General features: G+C 73.0%; 17 protein-coding genes. 10 read left to right on the top strand and 7 right to left on the bottom strand.

The features are described 5' to 3' along the window. Nucleotides 1–53: 53 nt before the first annotated feature. Nucleotides 54–1,196, top strand: a complete 1,143-nt coding sequence (locus V6U86_RS26055; RefSeq protein WP_334507545.1) for a SigB/SigF/SigG family RNA polymerase sigma factor — start codon at nt 54–56, stop codon at nt 1,194–1,196. Between the two features lie 65 nt (nt 1,197–1,261). Here the strand turns inward: V6U86_RS26055 and ctaD are convergent, their stop codons facing one another. From ctaD to V6U86_RS26030, 5 genes are all read right to left on the bottom strand, one after another. Continuing rightward, nucleotides 1,262–3,253 carry an aa3-type cytochrome oxidase subunit I gene (gene ctaD, locus V6U86_RS26050; RefSeq protein ID WP_334507543.1) on the bottom strand — a complete coding sequence of 664 codons (1,992 nt, stop codon included), beginning with the start codon at nt 3,251–3,253 and terminating at the stop codon, nt 1,262–1,264. A 125-nt stretch (nt 3,254–3,378) separates the two neighbouring features. After that, nucleotides 3,379–4,107, bottom strand: coding sequence for an ATP-binding protein (locus tag V6U86_RS26045; protein ID WP_334507541.1), 729 nt, complete (start codon nt 4,105–4,107; stop codon nt 3,379–3,381). Between the two features lie 108 nt (nt 4,108–4,215). Further along, a complete protein-coding gene (locus tag V6U86_RS26040; RefSeq protein ID WP_334507539.1) occupies nt 4,216–4,674 on the bottom strand; it encodes a DUF4383 domain-containing protein in 459 nt (152 codons plus the stop codon). Nucleotides 4,675–4,755: 81 nt separating this feature from the next. After that, nucleotides 4,756–5,895, bottom strand: coding sequence for a glycosyltransferase (locus tag V6U86_RS26035; protein WP_334507630.1), 1,140 nt, complete (start codon nt 5,893–5,895; stop codon nt 4,756–4,758). 23 nt (nt 5,896–5,918) lie between these two features. Next, complete coding sequence (locus V6U86_RS26030) at nt 5,919–6,902, bottom strand: glucosyl-3-phosphoglycerate synthase (RefSeq protein WP_334507628.1); 984 nt, start codon at nt 6,900–6,902, stop codon at nt 5,919–5,921. A 227-nt stretch (nt 6,903–7,129) separates the two neighbouring features. Here V6U86_RS26030 and V6U86_RS26025 point away from each other — a divergent pair, with 227 nt between their 5' ends. The 8 genes from V6U86_RS26025 (at nt 7,130) to V6U86_RS25990 (ending at nt 16,459) form a co-directional block, all read left to right on the top strand. After that, nucleotides 7,130–8,140, top strand: a complete 1,011-nt coding sequence (locus tag V6U86_RS26025) for a Gfo/Idh/MocA family protein (protein ID WP_334507537.1) — start codon at nt 7,130–7,132, stop codon at nt 8,138–8,140. After that, on the top strand, nt 8,133–9,221 hold the full coding sequence (locus V6U86_RS26020) for a zinc-dependent alcohol dehydrogenase (RefSeq protein ID WP_334507534.1): 1,089 nt from the start codon (nt 8,133–8,135) through the stop codon (nt 9,219–9,221). The genes V6U86_RS26025 and V6U86_RS26020 overlap by 8 nt, the downstream gene beginning before the upstream one ends. Nucleotides 9,222–9,276: 55 nt before the next feature. Beyond that, nucleotides 9,277–11,076 (top strand): ABC transporter ATP-binding protein, encoded by a 1,800-nt coding sequence (locus tag V6U86_RS26015; protein WP_334507531.1) that lies wholly within the window; start codon nt 9,277–9,279, stop codon nt 11,074–11,076. A 75-nt stretch (nt 11,077–11,151) separates the two neighbouring features. Beyond that, the gene (gene secA2, locus V6U86_RS26010) at nt 11,152–13,443 is read left to right on the top strand and encodes an accessory Sec system translocase SecA2 (RefSeq protein ID WP_334507528.1); all 2,292 of its coding nucleotides are present in this window, start codon (nt 11,152–11,154) and stop codon (nt 13,441–13,443) included. A gap of 180 nt (nt 13,444–13,623) precedes the next feature. Then, nucleotides 13,624–14,364: a GAF and ANTAR domain-containing protein gene (locus V6U86_RS26005; RefSeq protein ID WP_334507524.1), complete on the top strand. Its 741-nt coding sequence runs from the start codon at nt 13,624–13,626 to the stop codon at nt 14,362–14,364. 313 nt (nt 14,365–14,677) lie between these two features. Next, the gene (locus V6U86_RS26000; protein WP_334507522.1) at nt 14,678–15,163 is read left to right on the top strand and encodes a DUF2231 domain-containing protein; all 486 of its coding nucleotides are present in this window, start codon (nt 14,678–14,680) and stop codon (nt 15,161–15,163) included. 266 nt (nt 15,164–15,429) lie between these two features. Further along, complete coding sequence (locus V6U86_RS25995; RefSeq protein ID WP_334507519.1) at nt 15,430–15,624, top strand: helix-hairpin-helix domain-containing protein; 195 nt, start codon at nt 15,430–15,432, stop codon at nt 15,622–15,624. 76 nt (nt 15,625–15,700) lie between these two features. Further along, nucleotides 15,701–16,459, top strand: a complete 759-nt coding sequence (locus V6U86_RS25990; protein WP_334507516.1) for a class I SAM-dependent methyltransferase — start codon at nt 15,701–15,703, stop codon at nt 16,457–16,459. Between the two features lie 241 nt (nt 16,460–16,700). On the opposite strand, the gene V6U86_RS25985 is transcribed toward V6U86_RS25990, so the two are convergent. Together V6U86_RS25985 and V6U86_RS25980 are read right to left on the bottom strand one after the other, a co-directional pair. Next, a complete protein-coding gene (locus V6U86_RS25985; RefSeq protein ID WP_334507513.1) occupies nt 16,701–17,651 on the bottom strand; it encodes a DUF3500 domain-containing protein in 951 nt (316 codons plus the stop codon). A 31-nt stretch (nt 17,652–17,682) separates the two neighbouring features. Continuing rightward, nucleotides 17,683–18,075, bottom strand: a complete 393-nt coding sequence (locus tag V6U86_RS25980) for an ankyrin repeat domain-containing protein (RefSeq protein ID WP_334507511.1) — start codon at nt 18,073–18,075, stop codon at nt 17,683–17,685. A gap of 64 nt (nt 18,076–18,139) precedes the next feature. Between V6U86_RS25980 and V6U86_RS25975 the strand changes: the two genes are divergently transcribed. Then, on the top strand, nt 18,140–18,517 hold the full coding sequence (locus V6U86_RS25975) for a signal peptidase I (RefSeq protein ID WP_334507508.1): 378 nt from the start codon (nt 18,140–18,142) through the stop codon (nt 18,515–18,517). Nucleotides 18,518–18,572: the final 55 nt, after the last annotated feature.

The following is an 18,572-nucleotide window of genomic DNA, read 5'->3' as shown; positions in this document are numbered from 1 at the left end:
GCGCACGACCGGTTTCCCGATCCGGGCGGGGGACCTTCCTGAGGGAGGCGCGGATGTTCGGACAGACGAGCACGACCACGACCACACCACCACCCAACGATCGGGGTCTGGAGGATCTCGACGCGGCGGCGATGGCGTACGCGGCCCGGATCGCCGGGCTGCCGCCGGAGCGGCGGGGGGAGGCTCGGGACGACCTGGTGCGTTTCGCGCTGCCGTTCGCCGGGCGGCTGGCCCGCCGGTACCGGGGTCGCGGAGAGCCGCTGGAAGACCTGGAGCAGGTGGCCCGGCTGGGGCTGGTCAACGCCGTCGACCGCTATGACCCGGAACGGGGTTCGTTCACCGCGTACGCCGCGATCACCATCGTGGGCGAGATCAAACGGCACTTCCGGGACCGTACCTGGGGTGTGCACGTGCCCCGCCGGCTGCGGGACCTGATCCTCGAGGTGGGGCAGGCCACCGCCGCTCTCACCAGCGAGCTGTCCCGGGCCCCGTCGGTGGCCGAGCTGTCGGCCCGGCTGGAGACACCGGAGGAGGAGATCCTCGCCGCCCTGGAGTCGGCGGCCGGCTACAGCCCGGCCTCCCTCAACGCGCCGGTGGGCGGGGAGAGCTCCGCCGAGTTCGGAGACCTGGTCGGCGAGTCGGACAACGCCCTGGAGTCGGTCGACGACCGGGTGACGGTGAGCGGCCTGCTGCACCGACTGCCCTGGCGTGAGCGGCGGATCCTCGCGATGCGCTTCTACGGCAACCAGACCCAGGCGGAGATCGCCGCCCGGTTCGGCATCTCGCAGATGCACGTGTCCCGGCTGCTGTCGCGGGCGCTGACCTGGCTGCGCCAGGCGATGCTCGCCGACGCGCCGCCGCCGTGGCAGAACGGCACCGCCGAACCCGACCCGGGCAAGACCCGAATCTCGGTCAAGCAGAACGGTGACACGGTGGTCGTCGAGGTGGGCGGCGAGATCGACCGCGACGGCGCGGACCAGCTGCGCCGGGCCATGCTGGAGGCGGTCACCGGCCAGCCCAGCGAGGTGGTCGTCGACCTGGTCGGCGCGGGTGGCTTCGACGCCGGTGGGATCGCCGCGCTGATGGCCGGGCGGGACGCCGCGGAGCGGACCGGGGTGCCGCTGCGGCTCACCCGGGTCCAGCCCGCCGTGCGCCGTTCGCTCACCGCCGCCGGCCTCGCACCGGCCCGGGACTGACCGCACCCGTACAGGCGAAGGGCCGACACCCGGCTGGGTGTCGGCCCTTCTGCGCGTACCCCTGGTCAGTGCTCTTCGGGGTTGCCGTCGCTGTGCGGGTGCCGCCAGCGCTCGTGCGGCTTCGGCGCGTCCTCGGCGTCCTTCGGCGGGTCGCTCTGCTCGAAGCTCGGCCGGCGGACGCCCTCGGGCTCCGGCACGTCCACCGGCCGGGCGCCGGAGCGCGGCGCCGGCTGGTAGTCGGTCGCGTCGCGGGCACCGTGCGCGCCCTCGGCGGCCGGCGACTCCGGGAAGTGGTGTTCCAGCCGCAGTTCGTCGGCGAACTGCTGCGGCGGTTTCGTGGTGCGTTGCGGCAGGTCGCGGCCCAGGTCGGCGACGAGCGGGCCGTACTTCAGGTCGAAGGCGGGGCGCTCGGACCGGATCCGGGGCATCCGGTCGAAGTTGCGCAGCGGCGGCGGGCAACTGGTGGCCCACTCGAGGGAGTTGCCGAAGCCCCACGGGTCGTCCACCGTCACCATCGCCCCGTACCGCCAGGACTTCCAGGCGTTGTAGATGAAGAAGAGGGTGGACAGGCCGAGGATGAACGCGAAGATGGTGGAAATCGTGTTCAGGGTGGTGAATCCGTCGGTGGGTAGATAGTCGGCGTACCGGCGCGGCATGCCCTCGCTACCCAGCCAGTGGTGCACCAGGAAGGTGCCGTGGAAGCCGATGAACATGGTCCAGAAGTGCGCCTTGCCGAGCCGTTCGTCGAGCAGCCGCCCGGTCATCTTCGGCCACCAGAAGTAGTAGCCGCCGAAGAGGGCGAAGACCACGGTGCCGAACACCACGTAGTGGAAGTGCGCCACCACGAAGTAGCTGTCGTGGGTGTGCCAGTCGACCGGCGGGCTGGCCAGCAGCACCCCGGTGAGCCCGCCGAGCAGGAAGGTGACCAGGAAGCCGATGGCGAACAGCATCGGCGTCTCGAAGGTGAGCTGCCCCTTCCACATGGTGCCGATCCAGTTGAAGAACTTCACACCGGTCGGCACCGCGATCAGGTAACTCAGGATGCTGAAGAACGGCAGGAGCACCTGACCGGTGGCGAACATGTGGTGCGCCCACACCGTCATGGACAGCACGGTGATGCCGGCGGTGGCCAGCACGATCCCGGTGTAGCCGAAGAGCGGCTTGCGGGAGAACACCGGAATGATCTCGGTGATGATGCCGAAGAACGGCAACGCGATGATGTAGACCTCGGGGTGGCCGAAGAACCAGAACAGGTGCTGCCAGAGCATCGGGCCGCCGGTGGTCGCGTCGTACACGTGCGCGTTGAGCAACCGGTCGGCGGAGAGCGCCAGCAGGGCGGCGGCCAGCAGCGGGAAGACGAGAATCACGAGCAGGCTGGTGAACAGCATGTTCCAGGTGAAGAGGGGCATCCGGAACATGGTCATGCCGGGCGCGCGCAGGGTGAGGATCGTGGTGATCAGGTTGACCGCGCCGAGGATGGTGCCCAGCCCGGAGACGACAAGGCCGAGCACCCACATGTTCGCGCCCACCCCGGGGGAGTTCTCGACGCTGCTCAGTGGGGTGTAGGCGGTCCAGCCGAAGTCGGCCGACCCCTGCGGTGTGATCAACCCGCCGATCACCATCAGCCCACCGAACAGGTACAACCAGTAGGCCAGCGCGTTGAGGCGGGGGAACGACACGTCCGGCGCGCCGATCTGGATCGGCACGATGTAGTTGGCGAACCCGAAGGCCGCGGGCGTGGCGAACAGCAGCAGCATCACCGCGCCGTGCGAGGTGAAGAGTTGGTTGTACTGCTCGGGGGAGAGGAACTGCATCCCCGGGCGGGCCAGCTCGGCCCGCATCAACATCGCCTCCAGGCCGGCCAACACGTAGAAGCCGAAGGAGGTCAGCAGATACAGCAGGCCGATCTGCTTGTGGTCGGTGGTGGCGAGGAACTTGATCAGGGAGTTGCCGGGGATCGGTGTCCGCACCGCTCCCGGGAACCCTCCGAACCGGGCCGGTGCCAGGATCGCCGGGCCTCGATCGCGACCGGGTTCCGTGGTTACCCGCTTGGGCATGGCTGCTCACCCCGTCGTTACGGCAGAAAGGACGGGCGTGCCTACCCGACCCTCGAACCATGTAACCAGGCCAGAGCGGTAAATTCGGTCAGAACGCCGGTACCGGGTGCAAGCGCCCCGAACCCTCAGGTCGCCGGCAGCATCGCCCAGACGGCCTTGCCCTGACCGGCCGGCACGCTGCCCCACCGCTGGGCCAGCTCCCGGACCAGCATCAGCCCGCGCCCGCCCTCGGCACGCAGGTCGGTGTCGCCCGCACGCGCCTCGGCGCTGCTGCCGTCCACCACCGCCAGGTGCAGGTACGGCGGGCGCAGGGTCACCGTCACCTGCATGGGCGTGCCAGCGTGGCGCACCACGTTGCCGACCAGCTCGCTGAGCACCAACGCGGCCGGGCCGGACGCGTCGGGCAGGTTCCACCGCGCGCACGCGTCGGTGACCAACTCCCGGGCCCGCCGGCAGGCCTCGGCCACCGGCTCCAGGCGGGCCCGCATCCGCGGCGTGGACGCCGCGCCGGCCAACCGGGTCGCCTCCGCGCAGTCAGCCGAAACCGGCAGCACCCGACAGGTGGTCGACTCGGCCAGCCACCGTGCGGCGACCGGCGACGGGGCGCAGAGCAGCACCGGTACGGCCGGCCACTCCTCGGCCCGACGGGCGGTCGCGGCGAAGACGGACAGCGCCAACCGGTCCTCCACACTCACCTCGGCCATGTCGACAACCAGCGCCTCCGGCTGATCGACCAGCGCCTCGGTCAGCGCGTGGTGCACCGAGCGCATCGTGCCCAGGTGCAGCGTGCCGGCTAGCCGAACGACCGCCACCGGTGCCGTGGTGCGCACCTCGCAGGTGATCCGGCTCGACATCGGCGCCTCACTTCGCTGCTGGGTCGGGATCTGCCAACTACCCGAGGTCCTTCCCCATCAAACCGGACCGACGGCGGAGCGAGCCGGGTCACGGCCCGCGACGCCAGTTCAGTGCCGGGACCGGCCGGTCAGCACGCCCAGCGCGACCATCACCACGCCGAGCCCCAGGTGCAGCCAGCCGTCGGCGTCGTTGACCGGGAGCACGTTCGCCCCGGTGTCGCGGTCCACCGCCAGCCCGTACAGCCAGAGCACCAGGAGGACCGCACCGCCGCCGATCAGGAACGCCCGAGCGCCGGTGACCGTCCGCGCCAGCAGCAGACCCGCCACCCCGAACGCCAGGTGCACCAGGTTGTGCAGCACCGACACCTGGAAGACGCCGAACAGGTACGCGCCCGAATCGTGGCCGGCGAAGCGCAGCGCCTGCATGCCGCTGGTGATCCCCGGCACGAAGCCGAGCGCGCCGACCAGCAGGAACAGCACCCCCACCGTCGCCGCCGCGCGACGGACCGGCGGTTTGCCGTCGGCCGGATTGGGTCGGGCCCGGGAGTGCGCCATCGGTCCGACCATTCCCCGGCTCCTCGTCGCGCGGCGGGCAGAAGCGCTGCCGGCTACCCGCTGCCGCCACCGACAAACCGGCCGCGCGGTCGGTCAGGCCGGCAGCAACCTCGGCGTCCGCGCCGACTGACGGACCCGCTCGTACAGCTCGACGTAGCGCTGCGCCATCACTGCGGGCGTGAAGCGCCGCGCGGCCACCCGCCGGCACTCGTCCGGGTCGAGCAACTCGGCGGCGACGAGCAGGTCGCCCAGCTCCTCCTCGTCGTCGGTGAGCAGCCCGGTGCGGCCGTGCTCGATCAACTCCGGCAGGCACCCCCGGGCGGTGGCCACCACCGGCGTTCCCAGGGCGAGCGACTCGACCACCGCCGTGCCGCCCGGCTCCTCCCAGCGCAGCGGGAACAGCGACGCGCGGGCGCTGGCCAGCAGGTCGTCGCGTTCCTGGCCGGCCACCGTGCCGACCCAGCGGACCAGGTCCCCGTCGACGTGCGGGGCCACCTCGTCGAGGAAGAACCGCACGTCCGGGTTCTGCCGGGCCTCGTCGCCCGCGGCGGCCAGGTCGGCCGGCCGATGGTACGGCCCGACGGGCCCGGCCAGCACCAGCGGAAGACCCACCCGGTGCGCGAGCCGGGCACCCACGTCCTGCCCCTTGCCCGGGTTGATCCGGCCCAGGATGAGCAGGTGCTCGCCCTTCTCCGGCCGGGGTGCCCGGTCGGCGTCGACGGCGAGCGGCGTGGACAGGTGCACGTGCCCCACCGAGTGCTCCCGCAGCGCCAGCGGGGCGCGGGCCAGCTGCGACGCGGAGACACCGTTGACCCGGACCCGGTCGCCGCCGTCCAGGCTGCCGTAGAGCGCCGGGTGCTTGGCCAGGTCCCAGTGCAGGGTGTGCAGGGCCGGCGGCCCGGCCGGGCCCATCGCGGCGAGGGTGGCCAGCCCGACCGCCTCGACGTGATCGTGCACCAGGTCGATGTCGTCGCGGGAGTGCAGCTCACGGACCACCCCGGCCAGGTGCGCCTGGGCGATCCCGCAGACCTGGTTGTACGGCCGCTGCAACGCGGCGAACTGGCCATCGGCGAAGACCGAGACCTGCTCGTCGACCGGCAGGGTGCTGCTGCCCACCGAGGCGAGCACCACCCGTACGCCGAGTCGCCGCAGCTCCGGCACCAGCGTGGCGATCACGTTCTCGATGCCGCCGTAACCGGGCGGTGGCACCGACAGCCACGGGCCGGCGTTCATCAGCACGGTGAGGCTCTGCGCGCTCACGCGGCGGCCACCCGGCGGCGGGGCAGCCGGTGGCGCAGTTCGGCCAGCGGCGGGCGCTCGTCGATGGACACGTCGCTGACCACGATCTCGCGGTCCAGATTCGGCAGGGTGTCCGAACCACCGCGACGGAACTGGGTCAGCAACGCCTCCGGCGCCAACCCGGGGGCGGCCCAGCCACGCCGTTGCAACCGGGACCAGGCGGTCAACATGATCTGCGCGGACATCCGGCCCAGGGCGGCGGTGTCCTGGTGCCGGTGCTTGCGTTCACCGAGGTCGACCTGCGCCAGCGCGTCCAGGCCGACCAGATCGAGCAGGTCGATCATCATGGCGGTCTCCACCCCGTACCCGGAGACGAACGGCACCTGGGCCAGCACGTCCCGGCGGCCCGCGTACTCGCCGGCGAGCGGCTGCACGAAGCCGGCCAGCTCCGGCCAGAAGAGGTTGAGCAGCGGGCGGGCCATCAACTCGGTCACCCGACCCCCGCCGTCCTGCTCCACGGTGGCGGTGCCCACCAGGGGCCGGTGGTAGAAGCCCTTCACGAAGTCGACCGACGGGTCGGTCAGCAGCGGGCCGACCAGCCCACTCACGAAGTGCGGCCGGAACTCCCGCAGGTCGGCGTCGATGAACGCCACCACGTCTCCCTCGGCGGCGGCCAGCCCGGCCCACAGCGCGTCGCCCTTGCCGGTGAGCCGGGGCAACCCGCGGGTCATCGCGTCCTGGCTGACCACCTCCGCGCCGGCGGCGCGGGCCACCTGCGCGGTCCGGTCCGTCGAGCGGGAATCAACAACGATCAGCTCGTCGACCAGGGCGACCCGATCCATCAGGTGCTCCCGGATGGTCGACACGATCGCGCCGACGGTGGCCTCCTCGTTGCGCGCCGGCAGCACCACACTGACCCGGGTCTCACCCTTGGCACGCATCAGCCGACGTGTCGGCCAGTCCGCCGCCGACGTCGTCCGGTACGTGGCCCACGCCTCCACCACCGGCGACACGCTCGATGTCGTATCCCGCACGGGCACCCCTCCGTTCGTGCGTGGAAAAACCGAAATTGGTTGTTCCCATTCCTCATCACGCGCTAACCGCTTTCTGGGCAACAGCTTGATCACAGACCGGACGTCAATGCGTTCCCGGGTGATGAACGTTTGATTGCGCACATCCCAGGGGACTGCTCCCAGCGCAGATGAAAAGTCTTCGAAGGGGTGTCGGGATGCGGAACTGCCGGGTGGGTCTGGTCGGAGCCGGCGGCGTGGCCCAACGTCACGCGCGGGTGCTGGCCGGGTTCGACGACGTCGAACTGGTCGGCGTCACCGACGTCGCGCCGGAGGCAGCGTCCGCGCTGGCCACACGGCACGGCGGGCGGGCCTGCGCCGACGTCGCCGAGCTGCTGGCCACCGGTCTGGACGCCGTGTACGTCTGCGTGCCGCCGTTCGCGCACGGCCCCGCCGAGGAGGCGATCATCGAGGCCGGGCTGCCGATGTTCGTGGAGAAGCCCGTCGCTGTCGACCTGAGCACCGCCGAGCGGATCGCCGACCTGGTCGCGCGGCGCGGGCTGCGGACCGCCGTGGGCCACCACTGGCGCTACCTGAGCGTGCTCGACCAGGCCCGCGACCTGCTCGCCGACCGCCCGGTGCGGATGGTCAGCGGCGCCTGGCTGGACAAGGTGCCGCCGGTGGCGTGGTGGTCGCGGCGGGACCGCTCCGGCGGCCCGGTGGTCGAGCAGGCCGCCCACGTGCTCGACCTGATCCGGGTGCTGGCCGGCGAGGTCACCGAGGTCACCGCGTACGGCAACGGCACACCGCCGCCGGTCGACGGCGCCGACATCGACTCGGTGACCACCGCCGCGCTGCGCTTCGCCGACGGCGCGGTCGGCACGCTCAGCGCCGCCTGCGTCCTCGGCTGGAAGCACCGCGCCGGCCTGGAGGTTCTCGCCGACGGGCTGGCCCTCGCGATCACCGAGGACGGGCTGTCGATCCGCGACGCCGACGGCGAACGACACCTCCCCGCCGACCCGGAAGCCGCCCGGGTGGCGGTGGACCGTGCCTTCGTCGACGCCGTCCGCGGCGTCGGCGACGACGTGCGCGTCCCGTACGCCGAGGCCCTCGCGACCCAGCGGCTGGCCCTCGCGGTGGCCGACTCGGCCCGTACCGGAACGACCGTGCGGCTGACCACCCCGACCGCGCCGGCGGCGCTCGCCAGCGGGGTGACAGTCGATGCGTGACAGGGTCGTGGTGGTCACCGGCCCCGGCCGGGTCGAGCTGGTCGAGCAGGACGCCGCCCCGTTGCGTCCCGGCACGTTCCGGGTCGAGACGCTGTTCAGCGGGGTTTCCGCCGGCACCGAGCTGAGCTACGTCAAGGGCACGAACCCCTACCTGAACGTCACCTGGAACGCCGGCCTGGGGCTGTTCCAGCCGGGCCCGGCCAGCACGCCCTACCCGGTGAACCGACTCGGCTACATGCAGGTCGGCCGGGTGGTGGAGAGCGAAACCCCGGCGATCGCGGTGGGCACGGTCGGCGCCATGACGTACGGGCACCGCACCGGTTGGCTGGCCGACCCGGTCGCCGAACGGTTCGTGGCGCTGCCCGACGACCTGGACCCGCTGCTCGGCGTCTACGTCGCGCACATGGGCCCGATCTGCGCCAACGGTCTGCTGCACGCCGCCGCCGACCTGCACGGCACCGACGTCCGCGCGCTCGGCGACGGGGTACGCGGCCGACGGGTCGCCGTCGTCGGCGCCGGTGTGGTGGCGCTGCTGACGGCGTTGTTCGCCCGGCGCAACGGCGCCGCGTCGGTGGTGGTGCTCGACCCCACCCCGCACCGCCGCCGGGTCGCCGAGGCCCTCGGCCTGGAAACCCTCGACCCCGACGCGGACGACCCGGCTGTCGTGCTCAAGACCCGCTGGGCGCACGGGGCCGGCGACCGGGGCGCCGACGTGGTGTTCCAGTGCCGGGGTCAGGCGTGGGCGTTGCACCTCGCGCTGCGGTTGCTGCGGCCCCAGGGCGCCGTCATCGACCTCGCCTTCTATCAGGGCGGCGCGGACGAGGTCCGCCTCGGTGAGGAGTTCCACCACAACGGGGTGTCGCTGCGCTGCGCCCAGATCGGCCGGGTGCCGCGCGGGCTCGCACCCACCTGGGACCGCGAACGGCTCTCCGCCGAGACCATCGACCTGCTCAGGACGTACGGCGACATGATCCGCAAGCACCTCGTCTCGGCGGTGGTGCCGTTCGACGAGGCGCCCGCTCTCCTCACCGACCTGGCCGACCGTCGCCGTCAGGAACTTCAGGTGGTACTCGCCACCTGACCGGGCCGGCCCGAGCGCGCCCGCCCGGGTGACGCGGCGGACTACCGTTCCCGGCATGAGCACCTCGACACACCGGTCGGCCGGCGGCACCTCGACACACCGGTCGGCCGGCGGCACCGCTGCGGGCCGGCCGGTCGGCTTGGGCGCGCTGCTGCCGTACCTGCGGGAGCACCGCGGCACCCTGGTCGTGGTGGGCGCGCTGTCGCTGATCGGCTCGGCGGCGTCGCTGGCGCAGCCGCTGCTCACCCGGTCCGTGCTCGACCGGATCGGCGCCGAGCAGGGGGTGTCCCGGCTGGTGGCGGTGCTGGTGGTCCTCGTGGTGCTCGGTGCGGCGATCGGCGGGCTGCGCGACTACCTGCTGCAACGCACCGCCGAAGGGCTGGTGCTGGGCACCCGGCGCCGGCTGGCCGGTCACCTGCTGCGGCTGCCCATCGCCGAGTACGACAGCCGGCGCACCGGCGACCTGCTCTCCCGGGTCGGCTCGGACACCACGCTGCTGCGGGCGGTCGTCACCTCCGGGCTCTTCGAGACGGTCACCGGGGCGGTGACGGTGGTCGGCGCCGGCACGGCCATGGTGCTGCTCGATCCGCTGCTGTTCGGCGTCACCCTGCTCGGGGTGGCGCTGGGGCTGGCCTTCGCCGCCACGTTCGCCCGCCGGGTCCGGGCGCTGGCCCGAACCGCCCAGGAACGGATCGGCGAGATGACCTCGGCGGTGGAGCGGGCCATCTCCGCGGCGCGGACCATCCGGGCCAGCCGCGCCGAGACCCGGGAGACGGAGGCCGTCACCGGCAGCGCCCGGGAGGCGTACACGGCGGGGCTGCGGGTGGCCCGGGTGCAGGCGTTGGTCGGCCCGATCGGCTCGGTCACCGTGCAGGGCGCGTTCCTGCTGGTGCTCGGCATCGGTGGGGCGCGGGTCGCCGCCGGGGCGATCTCCGTCGGTGACCTGGTCGCGTTCGTCATGTACCTGTTCCTGCTGGCGCTGCCGCTGGGCCAGGTGCTGCGGGCGTACACCCAGTTGCAGTCCGGCCTGGGCGCCCTCCAGCGGATCGAGGAGATCCTCGCCGTGCCCGCGGAGGGCGCGGACGACCGGCCGGCGCCCGCCACCGCGACCCCGCGCCGCCCGACCCCGATGATCGAGTTCGACCGGGTGGGCTTCGGCTACCCGGGTGGCGAGCCGGTGCTGCACGAGGTCAGCTTCGCGGTGCCCGCCGGCACCCGGACCGCCCTGGTCGGCCCCTCCGGTGCCGGGAAGTCGACACTGCTGGCCCTGGTCGAGCGTTTCTACGAGGTGAGCGCCGGCGCGGTCCGACTCGACGGCACCGACATACGGGACCTGCCCCGCGACGCGCTGCGCGCCCGGCTCGGCTACGTCGAGCAGGAGGCCCCCGTGCTGGCCGGCACGCTGCGGGAGAACCTGCTCATCACCACCCCGGACGCCACCGACGACCGGCTGCGCGAGGTTCTCGACGAGGTCAACCTGGGGCACCTGGCGCGGCGCACCCCGCAGGGCCTCGACGTGCAGGTGGGGGAGGGCGGCGTCCTGCTCTCCGGGGGTGAGCGGCAGCGACTGGCCATCGCCCGCGCGCTGCTCGCCGGCCCGCCGGTGCTGCTGCTGGACGAGCCGACCAGCAACCTCGACTCCCGCAACGAGGTCGCGCTGCGCCGCGCCATCGACGCCGTGGCCGTCCGTCGGACGCTGTTGATCGTGGCGCACCGACTCGCCACCGTGGTCGACGCCGACCAGATCGTCGTCCTCGACGGCGGTCGGGTGGTGGCCGTGGGCACCCACGCCGAACTGACCGCCACCGACCCGCTGTACCGGGAGCTCGCCAGCCATCAGCTGCTGGTCAGCTGACTCCGCCCCAGCGAGGCCGACTTGCCGGGCGGCCGGGCCGCACTCCGCGCCCCGAATCGCGTACCGTTGCCGCTCATGGGTGTGTCTCAACGGTTCAAGAGCAAGTTCCGGCGGTTCCTCCAGCGCCCCGGCTCGACCGTGGATCTTGCTCCGCTGGAGAAACTGCTCCCCGCTATCGAAGCGCGCGAGGCTGACCTCGCCGCGCTCGACGACGCCGAGCTGACCCAGGCCGCGAGCGCCGCCGCCGACTACGAGGAGATCTGCGCCGTCGGCCGCGAGGCCGCCCGCCGTGGCCTCGACCAGCGGCCGTACGACGTGCAGCTGCTCGGCGCGATGTCGCTGCTCTCCGGCAAGGTCGCCGAGATGGCCACCGGTGAGGGCAAGACACTGACCGCCACGATCGCCGCGTACGGGCACGTCCGGCTCGGCAACGGCCCGGTGCACGTGCTCACCATCAACGACTACCTCGCCCGCCGTGACGCCCAGTGGATGGAGCCGGTCTACACCCTGCTCGGCCTCACCGTCGGCTGGGTCAACGAGGCCTCCACCCCGCAGGAGCGGCGCGACGCGTACGCCTGCGACGTCACCTACGTCTCGGTCAGCGAGGCGGGCTTCGACTACCTGCGCGACCAGTTGGTCACCGACGTGGAAGACCGGGTACAGCCCGCGCTGAGCACCGCCATCGTCGACGAGGCCGACTCGATCATGATCGACGAGGCCCGGGTGCCGATGGTCCTGGCCGGCGCGGTGCCGGGCGAGCAGGACCCGGTGCACGCCGCCGCCGCGCTGGTCCGTGGCCTGCGCAAGGGCAAGCACTACACGGTCGCCGAGGACGGGCGGAGCGTGGCGTTCACCTCCGCCGGCCTGGCCGCCATCGAGGCCAAGCTCGGCATCGACCTCTACGACGAGGAGCACGTCGCGCAGCTCTCCGCTGTCAACGTGGCGCTGCACGCGCACGCCCTGCTGCACCGCGACGTGGATTACATCGTCCGGGACGGCACGGTCGAGCTGGTCGACGAGATGCGCGGCCGGGTGGCCCAGCGCCGCCGCTGGCCGGACGGCCTCCAGGCCGCTGTCGAGGCCAAGGAGGGCCTGGACGCCACCGCCGAGGGCGAGGTGCTCGGCACCATCGCCATGCAGGCGTACATCGCGCTCTACCCGAAGGTCTGCGGGATGACCGCCACCGCGGTGCTGGTCGGCGACCAACTGCGGGAGTTCTTCGGCCTCGAGGTCGCGGTGATCCCGCCGAACACCCCGTGCGTCCGTGAGGACGAACCGGACCGCATCTACGCCACCCGGGCCGAGAAGGACGAGGCGCTCGTCGACGAGATCCAGCGCGCGCACGCCAAGGGGCGACCGGTGCTGGTCGGCACCCTGGACGTCAAGGAGTCCGAGGGGCTGGCCGCTGGGCTGAACGCCGCCGGGGTGCCCTGCGTCGTGTTGAACGCCAAGAACGACGACGAAGAGGCGGCGATCATCGCCGAGGCCGGCGCGTACGGCGCGGTGACCGTCTCCACTCAGATGGCCGGCCGGGGCGTCGACATCCGACTCGGCGGCAGCGACCAGGTCGACCAGGAGCGGGTCGCCGAGCTGGGCGGGCTGTACGTGATCGGCAGCGGCCGGCACGACAGCCGCCGGGTGGACGACCAGCTGCGTGGTCGGGCCGGCCGGCAGGGCGACCCGGGTGGCTCGGTCTTCTTCGTCAGCCTGGAGGACGACCTCGTCGTCCGGCACGCCGCCGACTCGGTGCCGGCCTCGCCTCGGATGAACGCCGACGGCCTGGTGACCGACGAGCAGGTCGACTACGCGGTGGAGCACGCCCAGCGGGTCGCCGAGGGCGTCAACCACGAGATCCACCGCAACACCTGGCGCTACAGCGTGGTGATCGAGCAGCAGCGCAAGGCCCTCGCCGCGCGCCGGGAGCGGCTGCTGACCAGCGACGTGGCCGCGGTGATGCTGCTCGAGAAGGAGCCCGAGAAGGCCGGCGAGATGGACGAGGATCTGCTCGCCCGCGCCGCCCGGTCGATCGCGCTCTACCACCTGGACCGGCTCTGGGCCGAGCACCTGGCCGAGCTGTCGGAGGTCCGCGAGGGCGTGCACCTGCGCGCGCTGGGCCGGCTCGACCCGCTGGACGAGTTCCACCGGGCCGCGGTGCCGGCGTTCAACGACCTGATCCCAGAGATCGAGGCCCGCACCATCGCCACCTTCACCGAGACCGAATTCGATGAGGACTGGCAGCCCGACGACGGCACCCTGGTCCGACCCACCGCCACCTGGACGTACCTGGTGCACGACAACCCGTTCGGGTCCGAGCTCGACCGTCTGATCGCGTCGATCGGGCGGCGGCTCAGCGGCACCTCGCGCTGACGTACCGACCGTCGGGGCCCGGTCGCGCCTCCGGGCGCGGCAGGGGCCCCGATTTACGCCGTTTCGACCCAGGTTTCCCAGGGTAGTAGGGCTGGTCGGTCGAGTCGGGAGAGAGCAGACGATGACACAGGTGACGATGCTTGCCGGGCGGGCGCTGAACGGCACGGAGGCTGCGAACCGGTGAACCTCGACACGCGGGAGCCGGTGGTGCAGACCCTCGGCGTCCTGGAAGCAGCCGCGCTGTTACGGGAGCTGACCGCCGGGCTGATCGCCCTGACCGACTTTGATGAGGCGCTGCTGGCGCTGGTCCGGGTCACCCGGGACGCCGTCGCCGGGGTGCGTTGGTGCGGGTTCACCGCGCTGCGGGCCGGCGAGCCGGCCGGGGTGGCCGCCTCCGACGAGGGGCTGGCCGGGCTGGACGACCTGCGCCACGAGCCGGACTCACCGGCGATGAGCGCGATCCGCCGCCGCGAGATGATCCTCGCCGCCGACCTGGACGGTGAGCCCCGCTGGCCAGCCTGGACGGCGCGCGCCCGTGACCTCGGCGTACGCGGGGTGATCTCCGCCCCGGTCGACATCGACGACCAGGTGATCGGCGCGATCAACCTGTACGCCGCCGTCCCGGACCTGCTGACCCCGCAACACCAGTTGACCGCGATGCTGCTCGCCGAACACGCCGGCCTGCTGCTCGCCGCCGTCCGCGACCGCAGCCGGCAGCTCGTCCTCACCGACGAACGGGACGCCTCGCTCCTGCAGGACGGTGTGGTCGGCCAGGCCGTCGGCGTGATCATGACGCAGCGCGGGTGCCCGCCGGTCGAGGCCCTCGACGTGCTGCGGGCCGCCGCGTCGTCGCTGGACATTCCGCTGCGCGAGGTGGCCGAACGACTGGTCCGGACGGTCTCCCGCTCACGCGACACCTGACACCCCCGCGTGCCCGCGCCCGTGCGGTGCGCCCCGGTCCGCGCGGGTCGCCTGCGGTGATCGACTCGCGTTCCTTGAAAGCGGGGTGTCCAGGCCTGTGGGATGGCGCGGTTTCCTGAAACCCGAGTGGATCGGTCCGGATGGCGGGGTGTCCTCGGCTGCCGGACAGCGCGGTTTCCTGAAACGCGAGTTGATCAGGGCGGGTGGTGTCCGTTCGTCCGGTCTGCGGCGAGTCGGGCGGCATCGTTTCACTTCGACCGACCCCGGGTAGCACTCTGGTTCAGGTGAGCTGCGCCGACCAGGGGGAGGACCGATGCAGAGCCGGCTGCGGGTGCAGGGGCACCCGATCCAACCGATGCTGGTGACGTTCCCGCTCGGGCTCTTCGTCAGTGCCACCGTCTTCGACCTCACCGACGTCGTCGGCGGGCCCGCGTTTCTCGGCGAGGTCGGCTACTGGACGGGCATCGCCGCGCTCGTCGCCGCCGCGCTCACCGCCGTGGCCGGCATGGTCGACCTCTGGGACGTGCCGGGTGACCGTACCCGCCGCACCGCCGTCGCCTTCAACCTGGTGAACGCGATGATGGCCGCCATGTTCCTGCTCACCTGCCTGGTCCGGTCACACTCCCCGCAGCGCGGCGCGTCGGTCGCGATCCTGGTCACCGAGCTGGTCGCGCTGGCCGTCGGCGGGGTCGGCGTGCACCTGGGCGCCCGGCTGATGCGTCACTTCGACAGTGGCCGCGCCGAGGCTGGCGGCCTGGACGCGCTCGCCGGCTCCACCGGCGAGATCGCCCGCCCCTGACCCGACCCGCCAGCCAGGCCCGCCGGGCGTGGGGGAACCGGGCGCGCTGGGCGCGTGAGGCGGGCGCGGCTGTTGGCCCGCCAACCGGGTGCGCTGGGCCCCGCGAGCTGGGCACGCTGGGCCCCGCGAGCTGGGCCTGCTGGGGGCGTGAGCTGGGCGCGCTGCGGCCCGCGAGCCAGGCTGCCGTGGGCGCGTGAGCCGCCGGTCGGCCGGCCTCCTGCGCGCGGGGCCGGCATCCGGGCGGCTGGCCGGCCTATCATCCGCGGATGACCTCCTCGCTGGACACGCTCCCGAAGATCGGTGCGCCCGCCATCCGGGCCCTGCACGGCGCCGGCTACACCGCGCTGCGCCAGCTCGCGGGCGTCCCTCGGGCGGACCTGGCCAAGCTGCACGGCATGGGCGCGAAGGCCCTCGGCATCCTCCAGGCCTCCCTCGAGGAGCACAAGCTCAGCCTCGGCTGAAGTCCACCGCTGACGCCACGGCCGGGCGGCGGCAATTGGGTTGCCGCCGGGGTGACCGGACGCGAGGCTGGCCGTCATGATTGCCGAGCGTGACGCCGAGGATTTGATCGCGGAGGCCGCCGCCGCGCCCGTCGATGGTTGGGGCTTCGACTGGCTGGCCGGCCGGGCCACCGAGGAACGTCCACCGTGGGGGTACGCCCAGCTCGTCGCGGACCGGATGGCGCGCGCTGACGCGGCCCTGGACGTGGACACCGGCGGCGGGGAGGTGCTCGCTGAGGTGCCGCGTCCACCGAAGCTGCTGACGGCGACCGAGGCGTGGCCGCCGAACGTCGAGGTCGCCCGACGGACCCTGCGTCGGGTCGGCGCGTCGGTGGTGGCGGTCGCGCCGGACGGGCCGCTGCCGTTTCGCGACGCCTCGTTCGACCTGGTGGTCAGTCGGCATCCGGTGCGTACCGACTGGGTTCAGACGGCCCGCGTGCTGCGGCCGGGCGGGACGTACCTGTCGCAGCAGATCGGGGCCGGCACCATGCGGGAGCTGAGTGAGGCGATCCTCGGGCCGTTGCCGCCGCCGGCGCAGCAGCACCCCGAGCAGGCGGCCGCCGCCGCCGAAGCCGCTGGCCTGCGGGTGATCGACCTGCGGCGGGCCACCCTGCGGGCGACCTTCTGCGACATCGGCGCGGTGGTCTGGTTTCTGCGCAAGGTGATCTGGACGGTGCCCGGGTTCACTGTCGACCGCTACCGCGCGCCACTGGGCGAGCTCCACCGCCGCATCGCCGACGAAGGCCCCTTCGTGGCCCACGCCCAGCGTTTCCTCATCGAGGCCATCCGCCCCTGACCCCCGACACGCGTCGATCATGCAGTTGTGGTGCCCGCAAAAGCCAAAACTCTGGGCAACTTGCCCACCGAAACTGCAAGATCGGCGGGGCGGGGCGGGGCGGGGCCGGGCCGGGCCGGGCCGGGCAGGGCAGGGCAGGGCCGGGCAGGGCAGGGCAGGGCAGGGCCGGGCCGGGCCGGGCCGGGCCGGGCCGGGCAGGGCAGGGCAGGGCAGGGCAGGGCAGGGCGGGGTGCGGCAGGGATTAGTGGGGGTGGGCTTGGTGGTGGCTGGCTAGGACGTCGGCGCCGAAGTCGCTGGCAGGGCGGCGCAGCACGGTGTGCGCGTGGTTGCCGTCCGCTGTGGTGTTGTCGTACTCGATCAGCAGGTCGTCGCCCTGCACCCGGTAGTAGTGCCGCCGCCCGGGGTGGGTCGGGCCGGCCCAGGCGAAGTGCAGGGGGCCGGCATCCAGTCGGGCGGCCTCCCGGATGGCCAGCTCGGGCGGCAGCCGGTCGAGGTAGAGGGCGACCACCTGGTCGAGCAGCGCGCGGCCGGTCGGCCCCAGGCGCTGCGACGGTACCCCGAGCGGCTCCAGCGGCGCGTCGACCCGCCCACGGGTGGCGCTGATGATGTCCGCCGGCGCCTCGTCGGCGATGATCGCGGCGGCCCGCTCGGCTGGGCCCAGCGCGTCGAGCAGGGCGCGGGCCAGGTCCTCCTCGACGCCGAGTGGGCGCGAGACCGGCCGGCCGGCGTAGCGGACCGCGGCCGGGTTGGCGCCGAAGAAGATCGGCGCGGGGGAGACCTGACCGTCCACCACTGTCATGTTCACCGACAGGTGGTGCCCTTCGAGTCGCCACGCCCAGCGGTCGTCGCCCGCCGGGTCGCCGAAGACCGCCACCCAGTAGTCGGCGCTGTGCCGCCCGCGCTGCCACCCCTCGGCCCGGTCCAGCACCTCCTCCAGCGAGATGATCGCCATGGCCTGCGCGTACGCCGAAGGGCTGAGCGCGGTGGCCAGCAGCCGGTGCGCGGCCTTGCGGGCGGCGACGTCGAGCTCGGCGAGGCAGACGCCCGGTCGGGGTCGGGGCCGGTACTCCAGCCAGCGGCGGGCCGCCTCGTCGTCGAACGAGTGCACGGCGCTCTCGCGGGCGGCGGGGTCGAGCGCGGTCAGCAGCGCGGTGCCGGCGGCCCGCATCTGCTCCGGCAGAGGATCTTCCACCGACCCTGTATACCGGCAGGCGGCGCTGGTGTCAGCCGACGCGCAGCAGCTCCGTCATCTCCGGCAGGTCGAAGAAGCGCGCGGTCTCGATGGCCGACGGGTTGCCGTGTGCCGGGTCGGCGCCGGCGGCGAGGAGCGCGCGGACCGCGTCGGTGCTGCTGCGGAAGACCGCCGCGGCCAATGCCGTCTGACCTCGGTCGTTGGCCCGGGTGTGGTCGGCACCGCGGTTGAGCAGGGCGGCCACCGTGTCCGGGTGGGCGTGGTACGCGGCCAGGATGAGCAGCGTGTCGCCCTTGTCGTTGGTGAGGTTGACCGGCAGACCGGAGTCGAGTTGTGCCGCCAGGTCGTCGGTGGAGCCGGCCCGGGCCAGGTCGAACATCCGGTGCGCGAACGCCAGCGTCTCGGCGTCGAGGTCCTCGGTCACCGGTCCAGGATAGGGCCGCCGGTCCTGATAGGTTGCTCGGCCGGCGCGCTGGGGGAGAGGTCCGATGGGTGAGACGGTGTACGTGGGCAACGCGGGCGTCGACGGCGCCACCAATGCCGGCTGGCTGCTCGGGCACTTCGCGCCACCGGGGGAGATCCGGCACAGCACCGACGTCGAGGTGAAGTGGGGCGTGCATCCGCCCGGGCAGGCCCGGTCGCGGTGGGCGACCGGCGAGGTGCGCACCACTCTGCTCGTACTCGTCGAGGGGTGTTTCCGGGTGGAGTTACCGGACCGGACGGTACGGCTGGCCGCGCCGGGCGATTACGTGGTGTGGGCTCGTGGGGTGGATCATTCCTGGTTCGCCGAGCGCGCGTCGGTGGTGTTGACCGTGCGCTGGCCCTCGCTGCCGGGCTACCGGGTGGACCCGCCGGTGCTGCGCTGATCGATCCAGCCGGCTGACCGCGCCCCAGCAGGGCCGGCATCCCAACAGGGCCGGC

This window comes from Micromonospora sp. CPCC 205558, from assembly GCF_036902955.1.
Lineage (GTDB): Bacteria > Actinomycetota > Actinomycetes > Mycobacteriales > Micromonosporaceae > Micromonospora.
This window is presented reverse-complemented; position numbering and strand designations above follow the sequence as displayed.

Excerpts from the sequence above, each read along its gene's own strand:
- V6U86_RS26055 (WP_334507545.1), top strand. The coding sequence starts at position 54 with ATGTTCGGACAGACGAGCACGACCACGACCACACCACCACCCAACGAT.
- ctaD (WP_334507543.1), bottom strand. The coding sequence starts at position 3,253 with ATGCCCAAGCGGGTAACCACGGAACCCGGTCGCGATCGAGGCCCGGCG.
- V6U86_RS26045 (WP_334507541.1), bottom strand. The coding sequence starts at position 4,107 with ATGTCGAGCCGGATCACCTGCGAGGTGCGCACCACGGCACCGGTGGCG.
- V6U86_RS26040 (WP_334507539.1), bottom strand. The coding sequence starts at position 4,674 with ATGGTCGGACCGATGGCGCACTCCCGGGCCCGACCCAATCCGGCCGAC.
- V6U86_RS26035 (WP_334507630.1), bottom strand. The coding sequence starts at position 5,895 with ATGAACGCCGGCCCGTGGCTGTCGGTGCCACCGCCCGGTTACGGCGGC.
- V6U86_RS26025 (WP_334507537.1), top strand. The coding sequence starts at position 7,130 with ATGCGGAACTGCCGGGTGGGTCTGGTCGGAGCCGGCGGCGTGGCCCAA.
- V6U86_RS26020 (WP_334507534.1), top strand. The coding sequence starts at position 8,133 with ATGCGTGACAGGGTCGTGGTGGTCACCGGCCCCGGCCGGGTCGAGCTG.
- V6U86_RS26015 (WP_334507531.1), top strand. The coding sequence starts at position 9,277 with ATGAGCACCTCGACACACCGGTCGGCCGGCGGCACCTCGACACACCGG.
- secA2 (WP_334507528.1), top strand. The coding sequence starts at position 11,152 with ATGGGTGTGTCTCAACGGTTCAAGAGCAAGTTCCGGCGGTTCCTCCAG.
- V6U86_RS26000 (WP_334507522.1), top strand. The coding sequence starts at position 14,678 with ATGCAGAGCCGGCTGCGGGTGCAGGGGCACCCGATCCAACCGATGCTG.
- V6U86_RS25995 (WP_334507519.1), top strand. The coding sequence starts at position 15,430 with ATGACCTCCTCGCTGGACACGCTCCCGAAGATCGGTGCGCCCGCCATC.
- V6U86_RS25990 (WP_334507516.1), top strand. The coding sequence starts at position 15,701 with ATGATTGCCGAGCGTGACGCCGAGGATTTGATCGCGGAGGCCGCCGCC.
- V6U86_RS25975 (WP_334507508.1), top strand. The coding sequence starts at position 18,140 with ATGGGTGAGACGGTGTACGTGGGCAACGCGGGCGTCGACGGCGCCACC.